We start from the raw sequence: 21,486 nt of genomic DNA, 5'->3' as shown, positions 1-21,486 counted from the left end.
TCTGGCTGGGCTTCGCGATGTCGACGTCGGCCGTGCCATTTCTTGCGGGTCAGAGCTGGTCCTGCCTACTCGTCCGGTCACCGAGGTGAACGGCTGGACACCCGTCCCATCGCGGCCCGCAGCGCGTCCGTGTCCTCCACGATGCGCCCGGCTACGCGTGCAGCTTCAGCATACGCGCTGATTGGGTGTTTTCCACGGAAGGAGAGATCGCGCTCCAGTCCGATGGCAAGGCCTGCGCTGACCTCCCTAAGCTCCTCGAGGCTGACGTAGCCGAGCTCAGGCTCGGCGAAGCCGAGATCGCACAGCCCGTACAAGGTATCGCCATTTGTCTCCATAGCGCAGACTAACCAGGTTGCTGGACCCGCCGGATTGAACAGCTTGAGCACGGGGCGATGGTCGCGCTCCGGCTCGCAGCCGTTGGCCAGGAGCAGTTCTCTAGTAGCTTTGTCGATCAAGGGCAGCATGGACATCCTCGCGCGTGTGACGAGGAAGCCGTGCAGCCAGGCCGGTTCAAGAGCGAGCGCGTTGAGTGTTTACGGCTCCCGCACCGAAACATCATAAAAGCTACATTTTGTGATGTTCCGCGCTAAGTCATTGATTTATCTACATCCTGCAAAGCGCTCGCCCTTACACGCGTTTGGCAACATCATTTTTTGCTTCGGACGCGGACAAAGTGTGAGGTTCTGATGAAGCAGGCGCGCGTGCCAACGGAGGCAGAGTTCCGGCGCTTGGTCGCGGTCGCCTCCCAAGGGCGGCACGGTCCCCGGAACCGGGCAGCCCTCATGCTGAGCTATCTTGCCGGCCTACGGGTTGGTGAGATCGCCGCACTTTGTTGGGTAGATCTTCTCGACAGCGAAGGGAAGGTGCGTGAGCAGCTGAGGCTGAGCGCGGCCGTCACCAAGGGGGGCCATGCAAGGGTCGTCTTCATGAACGCTCGCCTCCGACGAGAGGTCGAGCAGTTCCGATCCTCGATGTCCGGCGCGCCGGGTCTGAAGGAGCCCGTTCTGATCACCCAGAAGCGCACCGCGTTCAGCGCGAACACGATGTGTCAGCTCATGCGCGGGTTCTACGATCAGGCCGGTCTGGATGGCGGCTCAAGCCACAGCGGCCGCCGCTGGTTCATCACCCGGCTCGCACATGCCGGGATCTCGCCCAAGGCCATCATGATGCTGGCGGGTCACCGGCATCTCTCGACCACCCAGCGCTACATTGACGTCAACGATGAGATGATGCGCGCCGCCGTGGAGTTACTCTGACCACCATCGCGGCATGAGCGCATCGCTGATTGCGGCGACTATCAGCCCGCCGCGGGACGAGACAGGCACTGACGCGTCCAGGGCGGTAGGTGGAAGTCGAGTAGCGTCTCCTACTCGTCGCGCAGATCGCCGCCGCTAGCTCCCGATACCACTTTGACAGACCGTGCCCGGAACCTTGGCTATAAGGGCCGATTATCCCAAGACGGCCACGCTTGGTGATTCAGCCGGAGAAAAACGATGCGCGTTGTTGAGCTGGTGATCGCATCGTGCATACTCACGACCGCTGGCGCGAACCTGGCCTCCGCCCAATTCGTCGATCCCTTCAAGGTTCTTGAAGAGGCAAAACGTGATCGCTTGGAGCTAGATAAGCGGCTCGCACGGGAAGCGGCGGAACGAAGGCAAAAGGAAAAGGCGGAGCAAGCTGAGAAGCTGAACGCGCAGCGTAAGCTCGATCAACAAAGAGCTGCGGCCGTGAGCGCTTCCCCTCCAGTCGCGTCAGCAGAACAGGCTTCGGCTTCCCAGAAGCCTGTACCCAGCCCCGAACTGCGCAACCCGCTCGTTGTATCCGGTGATGCTGCAGGTGGTACCCTCGAAGCTAACCAGACAAGTGTCCCGGCGGCTCCTGGGACCGTAGTGGTTGTAGCTCCATCACCGGAGCGGTCGGACAGCACCGCCCACGCGGCTCCCGTCGCGAGCTCCACCACAGCTCCCCCGATCGCGACAGGCGCTCCGGATGTGCCACTCTCAGCAACCCTGACTCCCGATCCTGTGAGCGCTCCTCCTATTGTTTCCGAGCCCTCGCTCGGAACGCCGCTGGTTGGCGAGGTCACGAGGCCCGTTGTTGCGGCTCCTGCACGCGTACTGATCACGGTCGACAAGGCGACCCAGCGCATGCGGGTGACGGTTGACGGGAAGCTTCGGTACTCTTGGGCGGTCTCAACGGCACGAGCGCCCTACAGGACACCGGCAGGCACGTTCCACCCTTTGTGGCTGGCAAAGGTGCACTACTCCAAGGAGTGGGATGATGCTCCGATGCCCTATTCCATCTTCTTCACAGCGGCCGGGCATGCCATTCATAGCAGCCGCGCCACACGCCAGCTCGGCCGACCGGCGTCCCACGGATGCGTCCGACTTGCGCCGTCCCATGCTGCCGCGCTGTTCACGCTCGTGCGGGCTGTGGGTGCAGGCACGACAAAGGTCGTGGTCACCAACGGTGTGGCGGCAGGAAGAGCAGCACGGGGCCGCACGGCCGACGCGCGTGCTCATCATACGCAGCGCGCATCGTCTGAGATTTAACCTGCGAGATCTGGCGGAGGCCGGATCCTATATCGCGACTCCAGAGACATCTCTCTCCCCACGATGGCCTCACTAGAGCCGTGCCCTTTCAGGTTGGCTCGTAGGCATCGTATCCAGCAGCGGTAAGGTAGTTTCGGCACTCATCGGGCCGGACGGCGGCGAAAGCGTCCTCGATGGCGATGGTCAGGTCGGCGGCGGTCCGTGCTGCCGCCGTTCGGAGCAAGGCTTTGACCTTGGCAAAGACCTGCTCGATCGGATTGAAGTCAGGACTGTAGGGCGGAAGGTAGAGAACCCGTGCGCCAACCGCCTCGATGGCCTCGCGCACCCCGGCGACCTTGTGGGCGTTCAGATTGTCGAGGATGACGGTGTCACCGCGCCTCAGCACCGGAGCCAGGGTGTCGGTCACGTAGGCGCGGAAGCGCATACCATTCGTGGCTCCATCGAAGACGCTCCTGGCGATCAGTCCTGTAGCGCGCAGGGCGGCGGTGATGGTGGTGGTCTTGTAGTGGCCGTGGGGCACGGCGATCCGGCAGCGCTGACCACACGGAGCACGACCATAGCGGCGGACCATCTTCGTCGTGGCGGCCGTTTCGTCGAGGAAGACCAGGCGATCCGGATCGAGGTCGGGTTGGCGATCGAACCAGTCCTCGCGCGCGGCCCTCACGTCCGGCCGCTCCTGCTCGGCCGCGTGGACAGCCCCTTTTTACGGGTGATCCCATGCCGGGCGAAGAAGCGTGACAGGCTACTCGTGCTGGCCCGGACGCCGCGTTCCGACAGCCTGTCGCGCAGTTCCCGCAGGAAGGAGAGCGGGTGTTCTTCGTTGAGCCGAAGGATCAGAGCGGCCTGCGCTTCCAGACGCTGCGAGTTGCGGTCGCCGCCCATGGGCTTGGGCGCGATCTTACCGTCCTGTCGAAAGCGCTCATGCCAACGGACTGCGCTGGCTGCCCCGACACCGAAGCGTTTGGCCGCCTGACGCCGCGAGGCGCCCGCCTCAATCGCGGCGATCACACGCTCGCGCAGATCGACCGACAGGGCTGAAGGCATGGCGCTCCTCCATCACAAGCCCATCCAGCGAATCACACGCCAGCCAGATCGCCAACCCCAACCGATTCAACCCGCCAGGGCACGGCTCTAGCCAAACTTTTCACCTGCGAATTGATGGATTTATTATAACACAGAAGAAGGTACTATACGCCTGCACCAGCCTTGCAATCGCGCAACTGTAGGTCACACGCTAAATGACCCCTTGGGCCTTCTTGATCGCACTCCTTTCACCAACGATGATATCTATTATATTTATAAAAAAATTGCAGACAATAATTGTGCCAGAACTAGAATACAGAGAGCGTGGTCGGCGACATTTTCTATCTTGTTCGCACCAACCCTCACGGGCTTTTTATTGTTCAAGCCTCAATGCCTGAAGTCACTTGGCATATTTTCGTTGTCGGCTATCGTTGTAGTTTGTATCTCACGCATTTCCGAAGTCATCGTAGGCTTCTATGGTGACGCCCTGGATAAAATTGACACTACCAGACAAGGATACAACAATCCAAGGACTAATATGGGAGTTTCTGAAAGACTTAACTGGCTCGGATTGAGCTACGTCGAGGTTCTACAGTATTATGCTACACTTACATTTCTAACATGCAACCTTGTTGAACCGACTTCTTTCGGCGAAAAGCCACTTTCAGGGACCGATGCTCTTTTTTTCAGTGTCGTTACGATCACAACAACGGGATACGGCGACATGAGCCCTAAAGGGGACATTGGACGACTTCTTGCAGGTTGCGAGACACTGACAGGAATTATACTTCTCGTAGCTGTCCTGGCTTCTTACATATCTGGAAAGATAGAAGCAAAAAAGATAATGCCCTAGAGCGAGCTGACAATACTGCAGACTCCCTTTCTAGATCAAGCTCGCCTAGCGCCTAACTCGCTAGACGATATTTGTCTCGCACGTTTCATTTGTTTTTCAAGTCGTCTTCTCAAAGTATTTGTATTACAAAGCAGCAACGCGCGATGATCAAAACGACAAATTCTCTTGCTATGGGACGAAGGGCGCAACTGACCCAGTCAGCGGACTTGGATACAAGAAGCCATAACGGTCGGCAGGGGTTTGTCACCCGATTTGCTTAATCAGGCATCTCGCCTCGCCGGTCCTTCCGGCATTTGGCATCGATCTATTCAGGCGCACCGCCGAAGCCTGCGAAATCCAATCCAATTCGTGTCATCGAAATACCCAAACGCTGGATTAGGTTGAGGGCGTACTCGTAGCGCAATTGGCTTACGACAGTCGCTGATGCCTTACGGAAGACGAGTTGCTCCCCCTCCACCGCGGTGACGAGCACTTCGAAGGACCAGTCTTTCAGTTCACCCTCGTTCTCGGCGTAAAGAGTGCGCCAGTAAGGAGCGGATCCGGGATTGGGATCGAAGCCGAAGCACGTGATCTCTCCGTCGATACGGAGGTAGACGTAGCGGTTCGAGTTGATGTCTTCCGGGATAGGTCGCCCGCTCAGTCTGTTGAGCCTGACCGCGGCGAAGGGAAGTCGCGGACCGAACGACTCCTTCTGAAGGTTGGTTAGCTGCGAAGGAACTGTATCGCAGGCTGGCGAAAGGCAGATCCAATGACCGCCGTCAAGGGTGAAAACGTGTCCAGTTGTAAGGTGCCACCCGAAGCTAGGCTTGCTGCAGACGAACGCGTTGTGTTCGAGAAGCGCCTTCCGCTTTTGATCCTCGTTTGCCAAATCAACGCCGAAGTGCTTGACTGTGAGGCCGTTGATCTCGCCCGAGGCGACCTCCGCCTGGGCGAGACGGTCCGCGAAGTGGATCACGTTGGGCAGAATTGCTGCAATCAGTTCATCTGAATGCCGTTGAACGCTTTCAGCGACGCGGCTCTGACGTTCGCGGGCATCAGCCTTGAGTAGCCGGTCATACCAGTGGGCCAGGGCGTGCTTGTGCCCGAGCGCGAGATCCTGGGCGACCATACCCTGGTCGTCCATTTCGGCGCGGAGCTTCGCGAGATAGAGGCGTGATGGAGGTGGCCGCCAATCGTTCAGGGCCTTGAGCATCTCCGCCGTCAAATCCTCGCTGTCGGCCTTCCGGCAGAAGGCAACGAAGACAGTTCCTGTCTTCAGCCACTTGATGGCGCCGTTCGACCGCTGCGGGACCGGGCTGTCGAAGTCCGCCATCTGCTCCGCAAGCTTTTGCCCGGTGCGCTCCATGACGTAGTCGAGTACGAGCTTGACGTTGCGCCCCTTGAAATTTGCCTCGTCGATGAGACTCTTAAATCTTCCGAACGGGGGCTCCGCAGAGAACGCGCGACCAGCGTACGTGCGGGGTTCGTACCGTGACGCGAGATATTCGGTCCTTCCGATCGACGCGAGGATTTCGTCACCAAGACCCGGACGTACATCGTCCGCGTCCTCGTCGATCAGCTTGCTGGCGGCTTCGTCGTCGATCTGTCTATCAACGGGTTTGGTCAGCATCGCGAGGCAGACCTGCTCGAAGACGACGTCGAGGTCGGTCTGAGTATGAACAAGGACCAGATTAAAATGATCGTTCCGTGCCAGTTGACGGATGATCGTGATCGCCTGCGAGCCGTCATCCGTACGGCTCCGGTCGAGTTGGAAGTCCAGGATGAGAAAGTCAGATTGGTGAAGGTGGGCCGCAGTCGCGACGTCGGCATCCGCGTTAACGTTGGATCCGTCATGGATATCCACCAAGAGCGGTGGTTTCGAACTCCTGAAACCGCGAATGACCTTTAGTATCGGTTCGGGATTTTTCCGCCACTGCTTCGCGTCGCCGAGATTCTCCGCTCCCTCTGGGGGAGCGTCGCCAGCAAGAATTTCCTCGTAGGTTGGATAATCGTCATCGATGATCAGGACGGATCGGATCGGATCGATGAAGGCCTCTTTTACGAACGCGGAATAATGGTCAGCCGGCACTGAATTCGGCCCCTCGGAATGTAATGATGAAGTTCGCTCCGCCCATCGGCATGCTTTCGGACGGAAGTTCGTAGCGGATGCGGTGCCCGCCTGCAGCGAGATTGGCACGGGCTAGGTAGAGACCGACGCCGCGGCCTCCACGCCCCTTACGCGTGAAGAACAGACCAAAGAGACGTGCCGCGTCCTCGGGGTCGACGCCGGGGCCGTTGTCGGAGATCACAATGTCCCCGTCGACCACGTCGAGAACGATCTTCCTGTCGCCGCTCGTCGAGGTCCCGAGCCAGTAAATACTGTTGTTTACAAGGTTGATAAAGACCGGGAACAGACGCGACGGCTGATCGAAAACGGAAAACGATCGGAAGGCGGGCGTGGCGATCAGGCGGACCCTCGTTTTCGCCAAAGCGGGGCGAAAGAACTCCTCCACGTAATCGGCGATCTCCGTGCCACTGACCAGCCGTTGGACCTTTTCCCCGGCTAGACGGAGTGGGGAAAGGAAGCGCAGCTGATTGGTCAGGCCTTCGTATCCCAGCCGGATGTCGCTGGCGGCCTTGCCGTTCTGGACGTCGACGGGAAGATTGCGCAGGCCCGAGCCGATGATATCGTCGAAGTCCTGTAGGTCGTGGCCCACGATTTCGACGGCGATGCCGAGCTGCGCGAGCGCATTCAGACGTTCAAGTTCGATGCGAAGTTCGGCCATTTCCTCCATGTCGGATATTGCGAGATGTTCGAGATCGATGCTCTCTTTCAGGCTTCGGAGCGCTCCGATGTATGAAACGAAGATCTGCTCGTTCTCTTGGTCCATGCTCAAACGCATTGCATCGAGCGCCCGCGAACAGTCGATGTAGGTCGTTTCATCGCGATCGAACCGGGCGAGCAGCGGTGCCGCTTCGGCATGGAAGAGCTTGTTCCGCTCCTGAAGGAGGCTGCCTAGGCGCTCGGACTCGCCCTTTAGCAGATCCACAAGAGTGGATCGCCACGATTTGATACGGTTGTGGATCTGGGCCGCGTTGCGCTGAATCTGTTTTTCCAGCAGTTCGCGCGGCTCTGCAGGATTGATCGCTTCGATGCGCGCCTCGATCCTGGACCCCATCTGCTCCAGTAGCGACGCGATTTCGCGCATTCCGCCCTTGTAGCCTTCGTACGTCTCCTCCAGCGTCCCAAGATTCTTCGGCGCACCCGGGACCTTCAGATCGTTTGCTGCGTCGCGAAACTGTTCGAGTGAATTTTGTGCCGCTGCGATGCCATCGACGTCTTCAATGCGCAATTCTCGGGAAGAACGTCGGATCTCCTCTGCAAGTTTGGGAACCGCCTTCGAGGCTGTCTTCAGACGCGTCCGGAATTCGCTGCGGTGCTTGGAGCGGAGCTTGTTGCGCGCCTCGGATGCTCGAGTAGCCTTGTTTGCCGCCTGGATTTCCGGAAGCTGCGTCTCGCGGACGCCGGAATCGGAACCGAAATAGCGTCGCGCCGAGACCTTGAGCAGATTTCCGACGATCGCGCGGAGGGTCTTTGCGGCACGGTTGTCAAGAAGCCCTTCGCGTCCCGCCTTGTCCTTTAGATTCGGGTTGCGGCCCCGCTCGATCGCAATCCGGCCGAACATCTGGCGGTGGTTCCAAAATTCGCGCCCAGCGTTAAAACTTCGCCTCATCTCAATTTCGAAGAAGTCGTTGTCAGTGCGTCCGAACGGTAGAACTCGCAACTTATCTCGAAAGAGCATAAAGCCGGAATATAGCTTTGCAAGTTCTAGAAATTGTTGGTGCTGTAGCTTGTCGTGACTTGAGTTCTCCTGTCGGAATTCCATCGCGGCGATATAGATGTCGAAGGGTCCGACCTGGCTGTCAGCCCGGCGAGGCAACACGAGGTCCTTAGGAGGATCGATGATGCAAGAGCCTTCGATCCAGTTCCCGAATGCCTTGACTCGGCCCTCGAAGCGACCGTTTGCATCGATCACGCCCTCGAATTGATGCTCTAAACGTTCGAGGGTCGCGCGGTCGAATTTCTTGTCGCCGCCGACGACCGTGCGCGGTACCTCACCGTTCCAGGCCCGAACCAGATAGGAGAATTCGAGCTCGCTGCCGTCTTTCTGTCCCGGCTTTGGCTTCGTGAAGGGATCTACAAACCCCATCAATGTTTCAAAGAAACGCTCCCGCGAGGCGTGCGAGGCCGTGTCCTCGACGTCCTGCCGTAGTTGCACGGAAAGATCAAAGTTGATCTCAGATACGAGTAATGCGGTTCCATGCGGCGCTTCCCCCGTGAAGACCGGCCAGTTCGCGAGATGCCTGTCGCTGAACGGAATGTTTTCAATCGCCCGCAGAATTGCTGCCGACGGCGGCACGAACTCGCCCTCACTCTCGCGATCAAACTGTCTCCAGGCCGCCTCATCATAGTCCGTCCAGGCACTCTCGAGCCGTTTCCGACGAGCGTCTTCTCCGATTCCTTCGACGTTCTCTGCGAGCTTGCGGGCAAGGTTGGGCAGCTGCTCGAGGAGCTGCCTCGGATCGTCGCCCTCCACCACCGGGATCTCGACATCGGACAGGATGAGGAACGGGTTCTCGAACAGGCGCCAGTCGACCAACGCGGCCACGTAGGGCTGGTCGACACGTTTTGACATTAGGAGGAGCAGAGGCCCCAGGTTGGCGCAGGAAAGCCGGCCGATACCCTTCTGTCCTTGACGCGGACGGACCGGCAGGCCGTTTCGATCCCGCGCTGGAGTGCGATCGTCGACCGCCTTCGACTCGGTCCCCACGACCAGCCATCGTCCGACGAACTCGGTCCGGTTCATGCCGTGACCATCGTCCGACATGACGGCCACGGGGACATCGCCGTCGTAGATGTCGAGGGCGACGTGCCTGGCATAGGCGTCGAAGGCGTTCTTCCAGAGCTCGGAAACAGCCGTCGGGCAGTCGGCGATCTGCTCGCGTCCGAGGTGATCGACGGTCCGGGCTCTCGTTTGGAAGGCGATCCCGTCGATCACGCGTCCAATCCGTATCTGGTTCGCATCCAATCTCCCTCGCGGAGCAACGCCGTTCTGCGTGCAAGCGTGCTCTTCTTCACACGAGCAGCTTTACGGCGCGTTTCGCGAGGTGCAAGCAGGAGCATAAGACCGCTTCTGCAGGCGGTAGGAAGAGGCCCTTTAACAAGCGCTGCGCATTCTCCAGCTTGACTGTGCGGAAGCGTCGGGCATGGTCGATCCAGTCGCGGAGATCGGGCGCGGCCGACACGCGGTAGAAGAGTGAGTACGAGACCTGGGAAGTATGCGCGATTGCGTGCCGACACTTTCAGGTCCAGCTGCCGGTCGAAGCGGCGTCGGCCGATCAAACGCGTCCGGTCAACCGTGAGCGTCGAAGCAACAGCGCAGGCGCCGGAGTCCTCTGATCTCGGGGGGCGCGGTCGCCCGAAGTTCCTTGCCATCGACTTCTTCTGCGGCGCTGGCGGCACCACGCGCGGTCTTCTGGATGCCGGCGGATACGTGATCGCTGGCGTCGATAAGGAAACCACTTGCCGACGGACCTACGTCGAAAATAATCGCAATCACTTGCTCGACGGCGCGCTGCCCGCATTCCTCGAGCGCGACATCTTTGAGAGAACCGAGGACTATCCGTCTGGTCAACGGTCCGAACTCGTCGAAGAATTGGATGTGTTGATCGGCAATGCCCGGCGTAGCCATCCCGGCGTCCCGCTGCTCTTCGCCGTCTGCGCTCCGTGTCAGCCCTTCACCACGCTATCGCGCAGGACCATGAGCCCGGAGCGTCTCGCCAAGCGAGAGAAGGACCGAAACCTACTGCAATGCGCCGCTGACCTGATCGAGCGTTATAGGCCTGAACTGGTCTTGTCCGAAAATGTCGCTGGCATCCGCGATCCCCGCTACGGCGGTATCTGGGACGGCTTCGCGACGGAACTCTCTCGGATTGGCTATGCAACCGGAACCCGACTTATATGCGTGTCCGCCTTTGGGATCGCGCAATACCGCAAGCGTTCGATCCTAATCGGCGCCCGTGCAGACGTCGTAGCGTCGACGACCATCGACGAGAGCGACGGACGAATCGTGGTTCCAGACCGCGACGACGCCTCTCCTGCGAAATCGGTCGCCGAGGTGATCGGCCACTTGCCGAAGCTGGGCGCAGGCGAGGTTCATGCTGAGGTGCCCAATCACCGAACCCGTTCACTCAGTGCCCTCAACATCGAGAGAATGAAGTTCGCACGTCCCGGTGAGACCAACCGTTACATGGCCGACACTGCTTCCGGTGATCTCAGTCTCGAATGCCACCGGCGAGTGAATGCCCGGCTTGCGCAGCGGTGCTTCAACGACGTCTACACCCGCATGAGCGCCGACCGGCCCTCGCCGACTATCACGACGAAGTGCCACAGCATTTCTAACGGACGCTTCGGCCACTATGACATGGACCAGCTACGCGGCATCTCGCTGCGAGAGGCGGCCGCGCTTCAATCCTTTCCGGACGATTACGTGTTCCACCCCGTCGAACGCATCGAGCCGATCGCGAGAATGATCGGAAACGCTGTGCCCCCAAAGCTCGCGCAATTCTTCGCAGGATACCTCGTCAGGTTGATCGCTGGCGCGGCTCGGTCCTGAGATCATTGAGCAGCCCGGCCGTGCCCTCGGCCAGGCTGCATTCCCAGACCGTGAACACGCGCCAACCTGCAGCCTCTAGGGCGGCCCGGGCAGCCCTGTCGCGTTCGACGTTGCGATCCAGCTTTGGCCCCCAGAAATCAACGTTCGTGGACGGGCGCTTGCCTCGGCGGCAGTGGTGCCCGTGCCAGAAGCAGCCGTGGACGAACACCGCCATGCGATGGCGGGGTAGAACGAGGTCCGGACGCCCGGGAAGGTCGCCGCGGTGTAGTCGGAAGCGATGGCCAGCAGCGTGCAGGGCTCGTCGGACGACCATCTCCGGCTTGGTATCCTTGCCCTTTACCGCCGCCATCATTCTGGATCGCGCTTCTGGCGGCACCCGATCCATCAGGCCACCGACGGTCGCGGCAGCGACCTCATGTGACTTTCGTCACGTAGTCGTCGAGCCTGAGGTAATCCGACTTCTTCGGCAGCAGGATGGCGTAGCTGCCGGGCGACTTCTCGACCAAATGGACGTGCCAGTAGCGCGAGCCGTCATCCTTGATCGTGACATTCAGACCGTCGAGATGGCTCACGAACTCTTTTCCCGGGATTGCAAACGCGATTTTCAAGTCCATGCACCCGAGGACGAAGTAAGAGCGCTTGGTCTCGTTGAGGAACTCGGCCCATTGCGGGTGAAAGGCGTACCAGTAGGGATATGAGTTCCGTTTGAGGTACCGCTTCGACACTGTACAGGCGGCCCTGACTTCATGGTCTGCGCTCCAGAATAGTGCGCGGCTCTTCCGTATCAGCGGCGCGCCATGATCGCGGCCCACGGCAGTGATGATGCTTTCGCGCTTCCTTTGAAGCAACGTACTGTCCGTGAACTCCCAGCTGCTCTTCGGCGTGCGGTCCTCGTCCGAGCGATCCTCAACCTCCGGCTCAGCCAACCCTGCGCTCAGCTTTTCCACGTCGGTGGCCGTGGTGAACATCACGTCGATCATGCGGTCCAGGCGCGTGTACTCCATGGGCGCCAGCAGGCTTCGGATTTTTCGGCCAGTCTCTGGCCCATCGGCGTTCTCCTTCAACTGCACCAACTTAAGGAGGGCCTCGGCGCTGATCAGCCTGACATCCCACGCGTGCCGCGAGCCCCTGATCTGGGCCTCCAGTTCGCCCGTGTCCTGCCGACCAACGATAATGAGGACCGAGGACGGCCCGCTGACCTGGCCGGCCGCGGCCAGGCGATCCCGGTATCCTGCAAGCGTGTCGAGCGACATGCGATAGGCATCGGTTGTCTTGACCTCGGCGATTATGGAATGGCCCTCAGGCGATAGCCAGATGCCGTCGTACCCAATGGCGCTAACCACTCCTTGGTAACGCCCGTTCGTTACCGTGAAATCCAGGCGGCGCCCTATTTCATTAATGAGGTCCTGGAGGATCAGGCCGCCCTTATTCAGGCTCGATCCGAGGCACTGGTCCACGTAGACAGCGATCTTGTGTGTCGGCACCTGCGAAAGGTACTGGCGAAGTTCGCCCGAACAGACGGACCCGTCGCGTAGCAAGCCGTCCCCTGCTGTCGCAACAACCTGCTCGATGCTAAACTCGCCCACGGCAATTGGGTTTGAGGTCCAGAGTGCGAGGAGGGGCATTGAGGGGTCCGGGTTATGAACAAAGACCGTAGTCTGACGATCGAACGCTCTGGCTGCAATTAAGGAGCGCTCCGGTCTTCTGCAGGTCTTGTGCAGCCCGGAATCATGCGCGCGTCCACTCCGGCCGCAGCCTATCCACAACACGCTCAAGCCGCACCTGGCCGTAGTGCTTGTCGATCATGGCGAGCGAGGTCCGGCAGTTGCGAGCCACATCGAGCACCTCAGCTCCGTTCGCGAGCTGCTCGCTGATGTAGAAATGGCGCAGCGAGTAGGGAGTTCGCTTGATTCCGCGGTGATCCCGCTCGAGCCCGGCCGCCTTCACCAATTCGGTAAAGCCATTTGCCACCGAGGCAATGCGCTTGCCCTGCTCGTTCGCAAACACCGGGTCCGAATCATCAGGCTCTCGGCCCATGCTGCGCTCGAACAGCATCCAGAGGGTGTCGAACCATGGGATCGCCGCCTTCTGCGGGATGGCCTTGCCGCTCTTGCCCTTGCCCCGCACCTGCAGCCGGACGTCCCGATCGTCCACGCTTTTGCCTCTCCCAGCGCGGTACCCCAACACGTCGCCCCAGGTGAGGTTATACATCTCGGTGGGGCGCAGGCCTGAGAACGCGCCGATCATCACATACGCGTGCAGCACGGTGCGATCGCGCCGGGTATGATCGTCCAGGCGCTTGATGCGCCAGCTGCGCCGGTCGCTGGTTCGCACCTCGGCGCCGGTGCCGTCCATAATCGGGTCTGCCAATCGGCTGAGGCTCACCGCCTCCAGCCGGGCGAACTCGTGCGGCTCGAAGCTCGGCCGTCGGTTATCGGGTGAACGCCGAGCCTTGATGCTGATCTCCGGTGGGGTCTTCAGGTAGCCCTGCCGCGAGGCCCAGCGCAGCAGCGCACGCAGCACCACGCTCTCCCCGCGTTGGCGGCTCAGGGACGGGGCCGAGCGCCGTACAGGCCGGCGCAGCCGATGGCCGTCACGCTCATACTCGATATGTGTGATGAGCTTGCCCGGCCCCTCGGTCCAATAAGTGCGCCGCCACTCCGCGTAGCGCTCCAGATCCGTCTCGGTGACCGCGTCGATTGGTTTCTGGCCGAAGTAGCCGATGAAGTAGCGGCGAATCACGGCCGGCTCGCTCTTGCCCTGGTCGGCTCGACGTTCGCCGCGTTCCACCTCGCGCAGGATCTGCGCGATGTAGGCCTCAGCCACGCTCTCGAAGGTGTGCGTTTTAGCCGTGAGACCCAGCTTGGCTCTGTAGGTGGCCTCGTACCAGATGGCGTCTGCGCGCCGTTCGGCTTCCCGCTGGTCGTCTGTGTCGAGCGAGCGCTTGAACTGGCCCTGGCCTTTGATGCTGAAGCGCACCTGCCACTTGGTGCTGCCAACGCGCCGGAAGAGCTGGTAGCGCTCGGTTTGGACGTTGCCAGGGGTGCTCACGATGCGGCCCTGTCTGGTTACTGCGGTGCGGAGGACTGCGCTAGAAGTGCGCTAGGGTGCTCCGTGAGCCCCCAGCAAACCGTTACGCCCGCACGACAATTTTTTCGGCTGCGCTAGCGCTGTTCTAGGATTTAAAGCCGAAATTCGCAGAGAGCAAGGCAATGAAAAACCCCGCTAAGTGCTTAGCGGGGTTACATAAAATTGGTAGCGAGGGAGGGATTTGAACCCCCGACACAAGGATTATGATTCCTCTGCTCTAACCAGCTGAGCTACCCCGCCACGAGCCGATGCCGCCCAGGGGACGGTCAGCACGGGGCGGTATAGGGAGGGCCGGCGCGTCGTGTCAACGGTCTCGCGCAGGCAAATCGCGCAGGCAGGCCCATGCCCGGCAGGGCGGTCGTGAGACCAAACGAAACCACCGTCGCCTGTACAGGGCTGTCGGATGCTGTGCCCGCAAACCGGGTGCCCTATGGTGAGGATCGGGCTCGTTCAGACCCTCGCAAACCGGGAGCGTTCGATGACACGTCACGCCTGTCGATATCTCGCTGTTCTGTTCACCTTGGCGCTGCCGCCGGCAGCCCACGCGGCCGGCGAGGGCGCGACCTACCGGGCAACCCTCGACGGGGCGAGCGAGGTGCCGGCCACGCAATCGAAGGGGTATGGCGAAGTCACCGCCACGTTCGATCCGGCGACCAAGCGGCTCAGCTGGCAGGGGAGCTACAGCGACCTTACCGGGCCCGTGACCGCCGCCCATTTCCACGGTCCGGCCAAGCCCGGTGAAAATGCCGGCGTCCTGGTGCCGGTGACCGCTGCGACGAGCCCCTTCACGGGTGAGGCGACCCTGGACGAGGCCAAGGCCGCGGATCTGGAGGCCGGCCGCATCTACTTCAACATCCATACGGCTGCGAACCCGAAGGGCGAGATCCGCGGCCAGGTCACCCGCGCGCGGTGAGCGTTCACGACGGCCACCTCGACGCGCATCCGCAGGACCGGTAGGCGGAAACGTCCCCGCCGGAGCTCTCGATGAAGCAGACCGAAGCCATCATTGCCTGGACACCGACGCGTTGGTCCGAGCTCAGACCCGAGACGGCAGGGCAGGTCGTGGTCCTGCCTGCCCCCGATGAGGCCGGATTGGCCAAACGCTACATGATGCGCGCGGGCGCTAGTTCGTCTGCGCTGGCCGCCTTGTCCGACGAGGCGCGCATCGCCCGCCTGTTCATCGATTTCCAGACCCTCGTGGTGCGTGACGGCATCGATCCGCAGGTCGCCCACCGGGCCTTCCTGGCCATCGACGAATACCGGTTCCGGATCGCCCCCGATACGGAGGGTGCCGAGTTCGAGGATCCGCCGGAAGAGGATTAGCCCTATCGGCGCGCCAGGGAGCTACCCTCACGCAGGCGTGAGAATAACGAATACACATGCGCCGGTGGCGCCCTATCTACCCCGATGTCCTGCCTTTGCCGGAGATCGGTCATGCCCGTTTCCCGCCGCGCCGTCGTCGCCGCTGCGGCCCTGGCGCCGCTCGCCGCCCGGTTCGCTGCTGCCGCCGAGCCGTTGATCCGACGGCCGATCCCGTCCAGCGGCGAGATGCTGCCGGCAATCGGGATCGGTACGTCCCGCCGGTACGAGGTTGAGCCGACCGCCGACAAGATCGCGCCGCTCAAGGAGGCGGTGCAGACCTTCGTGTCCCAGGGCGGATCGGTGATCGACACCGCGCCGAGCTACGGCACCGCCGAGGACGTGCTCGGGGTCATCCTGTCGGAGACCGGCCTGCGCCAGAAGGTCTTCCTCGCCAGCAAGGTCGATACGACCGGCCGCGACCAGACCCGCGCGGAGTTCGAGCGGTCGCTGAAGCGGATGAAGGTCGATAGCCTCGACCTCGTGGCGGTCCACAATCTGATTGACGTGGCCGAGAATCTCGCAGTGCTGCGCGACCTGAAGGCGGCCAAACGGATCCGCTACGTCGGCGTCACGGTCTGGCGCGACAACCAGCTCGACGCCCTCGAAGCCGTGATGAAGCGCGAGACCCTCGACTTCATCCAGGTGAACTACGCCATCGACAACCGCGCCGCCGCCGAGCGGGTGATCCCGCTGGCCGCCGACCGGGGCGTGGCGGTGATGACCAACGTGCCCTTCGGCCGCGACCGCCTGTTCAAGGCGGTGCAGGGCAAGGAGCTACCGGCCGTCGCAAAGGATTTCGGCTGCACGAGCTGGCCGCAGTTCTTCCTGAAGTACGTGCTGGGCAACCCGGCCGTGACCTGCCCGATCCCCGGCATGGCGAAGTCTGCCTATGTCGAGGACAACCTCGCCGCCGCCCGCGGAACGCTCCCGGATGCGGCCCAGCGCAAGCAGATGGAGACCTTCATCGATGCGGTCTGATCGTTTCACGCGCCGTGCGGCGTTCGCCCTTGCAGCCGGCCTCACCCTGGCGGCTGCGGTTCCGGCCCTCGCGCAGGACGGTGCAAAGAAGATCCGGATCGGCGTGATCGGGGCCGGCAATATCGGCGGCACCATCGGGACCCTGTGGGTCAAGGACGGCCACGAGGTGATGTTCGCCTCGCGTCACCCGGAGACCCTGGCCGCCATGGTGTCGGAACTCGGGCCGAAGGCGAAGGCCGGCACGCCGGAGGAGGCGATCAAGTTCGGTGACGCCGTGTTCATCGCGGTGCCCTACAAGGCCTATCCGGAGCTCTCGAAGGAGATCGGTTCGTCGCTCAAGGGCAAGATCGTGCTCGATGCCGGCAACGCCACGCAGAAGCGCGACGGCGCGCTCTACGACGAGGTCCAGGCCAGCGGCATCGGTGCGACCTCGGCCAAGTATTTCCCGGGCGCGAAGCTGGTGCGGGCGTTCAACGCCGCCAACTACAAGGTCTTCGCGAAGGAAGGCGCCGATGGCGGCAAGGACCGCACCGGGGGCCGCATGGCGATTCCGATCGCCGGTGACGATCCGGAGGCTTTGAAGGTCGCGGAGGGTCTGGTCCGCGATGCCGGCTTCGATCCGGTCGTGGTCGGCCCGCTCAAGGATGCCGACAAGTTCGCCATGGGCTCGCCGGGCTTCGGTCACGATGTGACCGCACCGGAACTGCGGGAAAAGCTCGGACTCGGCAAGTGAAGCGGCTGCCGAACGGAGCGATGTTCCGCGCGGGCCGCGTCCATGCCTGATCCCGTACCGGGCCGCGGCCCCCTCGCGCGCCTGATCGACATCCAGCCCGGCGAGGGCCGGGCGCTCGCCTGGGCCTGGGCCTACATCTTCTCGATCCTGGCCGCCTATTACGTGCTGCGCCCGATCCGCGACCAGATGGGCGTGGCCGGCGGCATCGAGAACCTGCCCTGGCTGTTCACCGCGACCCTGGTGGGCATGCTCTGCCTGAACCTGCCCTTCGCCTATCTGGTGAAGCGGATGCCCCGGGCGCGGTTCGTGCCGATCACCTACCGGTTCTTCGCGGCCAACATCCTCGTCTTCGCGCTGGTCCTCTACGCCGCCCCGCCGGACTGGACGATCTGGATCGGGCGCGTCTTCTTCGTCTGGCTGTCGATCTTCAACCTGTTCGTGGTCTCGATCTTCTGGGCGACCATCGTCGACGTGTTCTCCAACGAGCAGGGCCGGCGCCTGTTCGGCTTCATCGCCGCCGGTGCGACGGTCGGCGCCATCGCGGGCTCGGCCACCACGGCGATCCTGGCCAAGAACGTCCCGACCTGGGGCCTGATGCTCTGCGCCGTCGTGCTCCTCGAAGTCGCGGTGTTCTGCATGCGCGGCCTCGCGGCCCTGTCGAGCCGCCTTCATGAGGTGCCGGGCAGCGGCGCCAGGGACGGGCAGGATGGAACGATCGGCGGGAGCGTTCTGGCGGGCGTGACCCGGACCTTCGCGTCGCCCTACCTGCTCAACATTTCCCTGTTCCTGCTGCTGTTCTCGGTGACCTCGACCTTCCTGTATTTCGAGCAGGCCGGCATCGCGAAGCGCAGCTTTCCGGATCGGGGCGCCCAGACGGCCTTCTTCGCCAGCGTCGACCTCGCGGTGAACGTGCTGACGCTCGGCGTGCAGCTGTTCCTCACGGGCCGGATCGTGAATCGGCTCGGCGTGGGGCTCACGCTCGCCATCCTGCCGGCCTTCAGCATCCTCGGCTTCGCGGCGCTGGCGGTCTGGCCGACGATCGGCGTGATCGTCGCCTTCCAGGTTCTGCGCCGGGCCGGCAACTTCGCCATCGCCCGGCCGATCCGCGAGGTGCTGTTCACGGTCGTCCCGCGGGAGGACCGCTACAAGGCCAAGAGCTTCATCGACACGGTGGTGTATCGCCTGGGCGATCAGGTCGGCGCGTGGTCGTTCACGGGCATCCAGGGTCTCGGCTTCGGCAGCACCGGGATTGCCGGGGCCGCAATCCCGCTCTCCGCCGCGTGGCTCCTGAACAGCCTCTGGCTGGGGCGCGCGCAGGACCGGCGTCAAACCGAAGCCGCAACGGAAGAGCTCAATGCGGCCGGGCCGTCGGCATCTCTCAGTCGGGCGGCTCCGTCAGCTTAGAGCCGTGCCCGACCGCGTTGCAATCGTGCGCGGCTTTAAGCCTTTGTTTCAACGCGCTGTCTTGCGCCGAACCGGTGTCCACTTCGGCGGAGAGCGCTCTAGCGGCGCGCATCCATAGCCTACCAGTGCTTCATCCAGTGCCAGACCAGGAAGGCCGGGACGGGGAGCATGATGGCGAAGAAGATCCAGTCGAACATCGGGGGCATGGGGCAGTCCTTCGTTCGGTCCGCCCCAGGTCCTACCGGCGCCACCGGCCGACGTTCCGGCTGCACAGCGCTCGCCTCCACCCCGCCGCTCGCTGCGTCGCGTTAAGCTTCGATTTACCTTAACCCGTGAGGGATCGGGTTCGGTTCGGTCGGGAGGGGGGCATGACCGGTCTTGCGCTGCCGGCACGGAGGCGATCGCGCAGTCTCCCCTGTCGCATCCTGACCGTGCTTGCGCTGCTCGCGCTGGCGCCTTCGGCCGCCGCCGCGCAGGAGCCGCTGTTCCTGCGCATCCGGCCCATCTCGGACGCGGAGGCGGCGCGCGCCGCCCGGGAGGCGTTGTGGGCGCGGCGTCAGGCCCATGCGCGGGCGGTGATCGAATCCGTTTGCACCGGCTGCCTCGGCGCCTGGAAGCCGACCGCCGAGCCGGCCCCGGCCCCGCCACCCATGCGCGAGCCGGATGCGGTGGCGAACCTCACGGTCCCAATAGGGGTTGAAACCGACCCCGGCGCCGTTGCATCCGACGTCCCCGATCCACCGACCCCTGAGAGGCATCCATGACGCAAGCGCATCCGACCAGTGGCGCCGAGCCCGAAGTCGATTGCCCGGTGAGCCTCGAAGTCCTGGGCTCCGTGTACCGCGCCGACGATTTCGACCTGCCGTTGATCCTGGAGCAGATCCCGCCGCTGAAGCGCGCCCAGCTCGCCACCTACCTCTACGGCAAGAGCCACATGCACAAGCTCGGCCTCAAGGTCGCCCGCTCCTGCGAGCGCGACGACCTGATCAAGATCGCAGGCGAGATCGGCTCGGTGATCCACGGGCAGGCGCACCTGAAGCCTTCGAAGCCGGCCCCGGCCGCCGCGCCCGAGCTGCGCGCCAAGACCTTGCCGGGCCAGAAGAAGGTCAGCCTCGCCGGCGCGCCCGCGAAGCCCGCCATCAGCCTGGGCGGCTCGGCCAAGGTCCGCAACTTCGACTGAGCGAGCGCTTCTGGCGCGCGCCTTGCGCGGCGATCCCCAGCCCTCGGCGGGGATGCGCGTTGCGCGCGCCCCGGGCTTCGGATAATCGCCCGCGATGAACACCGACCACGACAAGATCCTGATCGTCGATTTCGGCTCTCAGGTGACGCAGCTCATCGCACGCCGGGTGCGGGAGGAGGGCGTCTATTGCGAGATCGTGCCCTTCACGAAGGCCGATGCGGCGTTCCGCGAGCAGAAGCCGAAGGGTGTGATCCTCTCCGGCGGCCCCGAATCGGTGACGGTCGAGGCCTCGCCCCGGGCGCCGCAGCTGGTTTTCGAATCCGGCGTCCCGGTCTTCGGCATCTGCTACGGGCAGCAGACCATGGCGGCCCAGCTCGGCGGCGCGGTCGAGGGCGGGCACCATGCGGAGTTCGGCCGGGCCGAGGTCGAGATCCTGGCTGACTGCCCCCTGTTCACGGGCGTCTGGAACAAGGGTGAGACGTATCCGGTCTGGATGAGTCACGGCGACCGGGTCACCAAGCTGCCGGACGGCTTCACCACCGTGGCGATCTCCAAGAACGCCCCCTTCGCGGCGGTGGCCGACGCGGCGCGCAACTACTACGCGGTGCAGTTCCACCCGGAGGTGGCGCATACCCCCCACGGCGCCCTCCTGATCCGCAACTTCGTGCGCGACATCGCGGGCTGCTCCGGCGACTGGACGATGGGCGCCTACCGCGAGGAGGCGATCGCCAAGATTCGCGAGCAGGTCGGCGCCGAGAAGGTGATCTGCGGCCTGTCGGGCGGCGTCGACTCCGCCGTGGCGGCCGTGCTGATCCACGAGGCGATCGGCGACCAGCTCACCTGCGTGTTCGTCGATCACGGCCTGCTGCGGATGGGCGAGGCCGAGCAGGTCGTGGCGCTGTTCCGCGATCACTACAACATCCCGCTGGTCCACGTGGAAGTCTCAGGGATGTTCCTGGCCGCGCTGGAGGGTGTGTCCGATCCGGAAGTGAAGCGCAAAACGATCGGCCGCCTGTTCATCGACGTGTTCGAGGCCGAATCGAAGAAGATCGGCGGCGCGAAGTTCCTGGCACAGGGCACGCTCTATCCCGACGTGATCGAGAGCGTGTCGTTCACGGGCGGCCCGTCGGTGACGATCAAGAGCCACCACAATGTCGGCGGCCTGCCCGAGCGCATGGACATGAAGCTCGTGGAGCCGCTGCGCGAGCTGTTCAAGGACGAGGTCCGAGTGCTCGGCAAGGAACTCGGTCTGCCGGAAGCCTTCGTCGGTCGTCACCCGTTCCCGGGTCCGGGTCTGGCGATCCGCTGCCCCGGCACGATCACGCCAGAGAAGCTGGAGGCCTTGCGCAAGGCCGACGCGATCTACCTCGACGAGATCCGGCAAGCCGGCCTGTACGACACGATCTGGCAGGCCTTCGCGGTGATCCTGCCGGTGAAGACGGTCGGCGTGATGGGCGACGGCCGGACCTACGACCACGTCTGCGCGCTGCGCGCCGTGACCTCGGTGGACGGCATGACGGCCGATTTCTATCCGTTCGACATGGCCTTCCTGGGTCGGGTCGCGACCCGGATCATCAACGAGGTGAAGGGCATCAACCGGGTGACCTACGACATCACCTCGAAGCCCCCCGGCACGATCGAGTGGGAGTGAGGTC

19 protein-coding genes and 1 tRNA gene are annotated in these 21,486 nt (G+C 62.9%); 12 read left to right on the top strand and 8 right to left on the bottom strand.

What is annotated here, in order from left to right; genetic code table 11:
* Positions 1-77: 77 nt before the first annotated feature.
* The gene (locus AAHG09_RS06545) at positions 78-464 is read right to left on the bottom strand and encodes a DUF2958 domain-containing protein (RefSeq protein WP_342106111.1); all 387 of its coding nucleotides are present in this window, start codon (positions 462-464) and stop codon (positions 78-80) included.
* 222 nt (positions 465-686) lie between these two features.
* On the opposite strand from AAHG09_RS06545, the gene AAHG09_RS06540 reads away from it, so the two are divergent.
* Together AAHG09_RS06540 and AAHG09_RS06535 are read left to right on the top strand one after the other, a co-directional pair.
* A complete protein-coding gene (locus tag AAHG09_RS06540) occupies positions 687-1,256 on the top strand; it encodes a tyrosine-type recombinase/integrase (RefSeq protein WP_342106110.1) in 570 nt (189 codons plus the stop codon).
* Positions 1,257-1,493: 237 nt separating this feature from the next.
* Positions 1,494-2,552 carry a L,D-transpeptidase family protein gene (locus AAHG09_RS06535; protein WP_342106109.1) on the top strand — a complete coding sequence of 353 codons (1,059 nt, stop codon included), beginning with the start codon at positions 1,494-1,496 and terminating at the stop codon, positions 2,550-2,552.
* Between the two features lie 88 nt (positions 2,553-2,640).
* Here AAHG09_RS06535 and AAHG09_RS06530 read toward each other — a convergent pair.
* Positions 2,641-3,596 (bottom strand): IS630 family transposase gene (locus tag AAHG09_RS06530; RefSeq protein WP_342106108.1). Its coding sequence is split into 2 segments (ribosomal slippage): positions 2,641-3,245 and positions 3,245-3,596, totalling 957 coding nucleotides; the frame shifts between segments, so codons are not numbered across the junction.
* Between the two features lie 325 nt (positions 3,597-3,921).
* Between AAHG09_RS06530 and AAHG09_RS06525 the strand changes: the two genes are divergently transcribed.
* Positions 3,922-4,428 (top strand): potassium channel family protein, encoded by a 507-nt coding sequence (locus tag AAHG09_RS06525; RefSeq protein ID WP_342106107.1) that lies wholly within the window; start codon positions 3,922-3,924, stop codon positions 4,426-4,428.
* Positions 4,429-4,732: 304 nt separating this feature from the next.
* On the opposite strand, the gene AAHG09_RS06520 is transcribed toward AAHG09_RS06525, so the two are convergent.
* Together AAHG09_RS06520 and AAHG09_RS06515 are read right to left on the bottom strand one after the other, a co-directional pair.
* The gene (locus tag AAHG09_RS06520; protein WP_342106106.1) at positions 4,733-6,496 is read right to left on the bottom strand and encodes a response regulator receiver domain; all 1,764 of its coding nucleotides are present in this window, start codon (positions 6,494-6,496) and stop codon (positions 4,733-4,735) included.
* Complete coding sequence (locus AAHG09_RS06515) at positions 6,486-9,467, bottom strand: ATP-binding protein (RefSeq protein WP_342106105.1); 2,982 nt, start codon at positions 9,465-9,467, stop codon at positions 6,486-6,488. Before AAHG09_RS06515 ends, AAHG09_RS06520 begins: the two co-directional genes overlap by 11 nt.
* A gap of 360 nt (positions 9,468-9,827) precedes the next feature.
* On the opposite strand from AAHG09_RS06515, the gene AAHG09_RS06510 reads away from it, so the two are divergent.
* On the top strand, positions 9,828-11,084 hold the full coding sequence (locus AAHG09_RS06510; protein ID WP_342106104.1) for a DNA cytosine methyltransferase: 1,257 nt from the start codon (positions 9,828-9,830) through the stop codon (positions 11,082-11,084).
* On the opposite strand, the gene AAHG09_RS06505 is transcribed toward AAHG09_RS06510, so the two are convergent.
* From AAHG09_RS06505 to AAHG09_RS06490, 4 genes are all read right to left on the bottom strand, one after another.
* The gene (locus tag AAHG09_RS06505) at positions 11,053-11,469 is read right to left on the bottom strand and encodes a very short patch repair endonuclease (RefSeq protein ID WP_342106103.1); all 417 of its coding nucleotides are present in this window, start codon (positions 11,467-11,469) and stop codon (positions 11,053-11,055) included. The genes AAHG09_RS06510 and AAHG09_RS06505 overlap by 32 nt on opposite strands.
* A gap of 28 nt (positions 11,470-11,497) precedes the next feature.
* Positions 11,498-12,709, bottom strand: coding sequence for a hypothetical protein (locus AAHG09_RS06500; protein ID WP_342106102.1), 1,212 nt, complete (start codon positions 12,707-12,709; stop codon positions 11,498-11,500).
* Positions 12,710-12,812: 103 nt separating this feature from the next.
* A complete protein-coding gene (locus AAHG09_RS06495) occupies positions 12,813-14,135 on the bottom strand; it encodes a tyrosine-type recombinase/integrase (protein WP_342106101.1) in 1,323 nt (440 codons plus the stop codon).
* A gap of 202 nt (positions 14,136-14,337) precedes the next feature.
* A tRNA-Met gene (locus tag AAHG09_RS06490) sits at positions 14,338-14,414 on the bottom strand.
* Between the two features lie 238 nt (positions 14,415-14,652).
* Here AAHG09_RS06490 and AAHG09_RS06485 point away from each other — a divergent pair.
* The 8 genes from AAHG09_RS06485 to guaA all read left to right on the top strand — a co-directional run bounded on the left by AAHG09_RS06485 (position 14,653) and on the right by guaA (position 21,482).
* Positions 14,653-15,087 (top strand): CHRD domain-containing protein, encoded by a 435-nt coding sequence (locus AAHG09_RS06485; RefSeq protein WP_342106100.1) that lies wholly within the window; start codon positions 14,653-14,655, stop codon positions 15,085-15,087.
* 71 nt (positions 15,088-15,158) lie between these two features.
* The gene (locus tag AAHG09_RS06480) at positions 15,159-15,497 is read left to right on the top strand and encodes a hypothetical protein (protein WP_342106099.1); all 339 of its coding nucleotides are present in this window, start codon (positions 15,159-15,161) and stop codon (positions 15,495-15,497) included.
* 111 nt (positions 15,498-15,608) lie between these two features.
* Positions 15,609-16,514, top strand: a complete 906-nt coding sequence (locus AAHG09_RS06475; RefSeq protein WP_342106098.1) for an aldo/keto reductase — start codon at positions 15,609-15,611, stop codon at positions 16,512-16,514.
* Positions 16,504-17,247, top strand: coding sequence for an NADPH-dependent F420 reductase (locus AAHG09_RS06470; RefSeq protein WP_342106097.1), 744 nt, complete (start codon positions 16,504-16,506; stop codon positions 17,245-17,247). Before AAHG09_RS06475 ends, AAHG09_RS06470 begins: the two co-directional genes overlap by 11 nt.
* Positions 17,248-17,289: 42 nt before the next feature.
* The gene (locus AAHG09_RS06465; RefSeq protein WP_342106096.1) at positions 17,290-18,651 is read left to right on the top strand and encodes an NTP/NDP exchange transporter; all 1,362 of its coding nucleotides are present in this window, start codon (positions 17,290-17,292) and stop codon (positions 18,649-18,651) included.
* A gap of 368 nt (positions 18,652-19,019) precedes the next feature.
* Entirely contained in the window at positions 19,020-19,415 is a 396-nt protein-coding gene (locus AAHG09_RS06460) for a hypothetical protein (protein ID WP_342106095.1), read from the top strand.
* Positions 19,412-19,831, top strand: a complete 420-nt coding sequence (locus AAHG09_RS06455) for a hypothetical protein (protein WP_342106094.1) — start codon at positions 19,412-19,414, stop codon at positions 19,829-19,831. Before AAHG09_RS06460 ends, AAHG09_RS06455 begins: the two co-directional genes overlap by 4 nt.
* 94 nt (positions 19,832-19,925) lie before the next feature.
* Positions 19,926-21,482 carry a glutamine-hydrolyzing GMP synthase gene (guaA, locus tag AAHG09_RS06450; RefSeq protein ID WP_342106093.1) on the top strand — a complete coding sequence of 519 codons (1,557 nt, stop codon included), beginning with the start codon at positions 19,926-19,928 and terminating at the stop codon, positions 21,480-21,482.
* Positions 21,483-21,486 lie beyond the last annotated feature (4 nt).

It is taken from the genome of Methylobacterium guangdongense (assembly GCF_038442355.1).
GTDB lineage: Bacteria > Pseudomonadota > Alphaproteobacteria > Rhizobiales > Beijerinckiaceae > Methylobacterium > Methylobacterium guangdongense.
Note: the sequence above shows the minus strand (reverse complement) of the source record. Positions and strands in the feature narration are given on the sequence as shown.